The 1,915-nt window shown below is 31.1% G+C and carries 2 protein-coding genes; both read left to right on the top strand.

The genetic code is table 11. The features are described from left to right. Positions 1 to 149: 149 nt before the first annotated feature. On the top strand, positions 150 to 1,073 hold the full coding sequence (locus ACFQ1R_RS13080) for an AbiTii domain-containing protein (RefSeq protein ID WP_379926712.1): 924 nt from the start codon (positions 150 to 152) through the stop codon (positions 1,071 to 1,073). A gap of 153 nt (positions 1,074 to 1,226) precedes the next feature. After that, positions 1,227 to 1,658 carry a hypothetical protein gene (locus ACFQ1R_RS13075; protein WP_379926710.1) on the top strand — a complete coding sequence of 144 codons (432 nt, stop codon included), beginning with the start codon at positions 1,227 to 1,229 and terminating at the stop codon, positions 1,656 to 1,658. Positions 1,659 to 1,915: the final 257 nt, after the last annotated feature.

Here is a 1,915-nt window from a genome sequence, read left to right as displayed (position 1 = left end):
GGCAACACCGTATAAAAAAAATTGCTAGTTTTAGCTAAACCAAAGTTAGTTGCTTGTTTGTTAGCTTCTGATTTTCCTTCGGAAAATCCTCGCACAAACACGCAACTTTCCTTATACATAAACGTTGTGCCTAATTTGAGAATAGAGAAATGGAAAGTAAAACAGAACACATATTAAAGTTAGCCACTGAAATAATGGATGACATTGAATTGAGTAGAAATGAAGCTCAATCAATTCTTTTAAAAACAACTAGACTAGCTAGATATGTAGATGATTCAGAAACTAGAGCATTTCTAAAATTTGAAATGCAAGGTTATTCAAATAGCGAGTTAGGTAAAAAATATATGACTTTAACAGGACGTTGGACTGATAAAGAAAAAGAATTAGGATATTGGTATCCGCTTTCGCAAGTCGAAGCAAAAATTGAAGTAGAAAACACAAAACTTGCACAATTAAGAATACCAGATACAAGTGCAGATACTGCTCGAATTATAGTTAGAGACATTAGAACAAATATTAGTGAAACAGCTATAAGAATAGCAAAATTAGGAGGTGTAAAGAGTAGAGTAATTTCTTTAGTTCACGGTTTTGTTACAAATGTATATTATGAACGTACTTTTGACAATTTAGCTGAAGGAATATTTGAATCATATAAAAAAGATATTGATTTACTAATAGCAGAAAATAGTGGAGATATTATCGAACAAATTCCTTCTGTTGTTGCTAGATTATCCGAAAGTGATTCAGAATCTATAAGTCAAGCTTTAACAACGTGTCGAAGAATAATTGATTCATTTGCAAATCACATATTTCCACCATCAGATGAAACTTTCAATATTGGTGGAAATGACCTTTCATTAAAAGAAAACAACGTTTTAAATAGAATAAATGTATTTATTCACCAAAATTGTGAAAGCACAAACAGACGAAAAAAACTAAAACAGAATTTAACGAATTTATATTCAAGAGTTTCAAGTGGAGTTCACTCTGATGTAGATTATAAAGAGGCGAAAAATTTATTCCTTAATGTATATTTACTATTAGGAGAAATATTAACTCTGAAAAAAAACTAGGCACAACAACGTGTATAATTAATGGCTGGTTCTCGCCTACTTACGAAAATCCTCGCGGATTTTCTATTCGGTTTTTATTTGCTAAATTAGGTGCTTGAACACGCCACTAATCATACACAAAACCGTTGGCAACAACTTAAAAAAAACAGCAAAGTGAAAAAATTATTGATTTTCATAATGACACTAACTTTTAGTTTTGCAGTTAACTCGCAAATTGACAAAATTGACACTCTTATTGACGGACTAAATAACAATCAACTATATGGAACTTGTAATTATGCTTGGGTCTTAAAAATGGACAGTTCATCAGCCGATTCTTTAGTAAATATTGGAAAAAGTGTTTCTAACAAATTAATTCCTTTCCTTGACAGTTCAGACAAAGGAATAATTGCTCACTGTGTTTTATCTAGAATTTGGATTAAGGACTTTAGCATAAGTACTTCATTTGAAAACTTTGAAGAAAAAGAGATTGTGGAATACAATTATAACGGACTTCCTTTTTACGAAAAAGACGGAATTATGATTGCGGACGAAAAAATATTATCAGACAACAAAAAAAAGTGGATTGAAACAATTAATCAATAAAAAGCAGTTGCCAACACCGTGTATAAAAAATTGCTAGTTTTATACTAAACCAATGTTAGTTGCTTTGCTTGCTTGCTTCTGATTTTCCTTCGGAAAATCCTCGCACACAAGCACGCAACTTTCCATACACATAAACGTTACCCAACATTTGAAAACCAACTAAATATGTTTAAAAGATTATTTAATAAAAAATTTGATTGGCAAAAAGTAAAGGCGTCAGGTGAAGCTTTTCCTAAACCTAAAATATCTGTTGTCTC

This window comes from Mariniflexile jejuense, assembly GCF_042675665.1.
GTDB lineage: Bacteria > Bacteroidota > Bacteroidia > Flavobacteriales > Flavobacteriaceae > Mariniflexile > Mariniflexile jejuense.
Note: the sequence above shows the minus strand (reverse complement) of the source record. Positions and strands in the feature narration are given on the sequence as shown.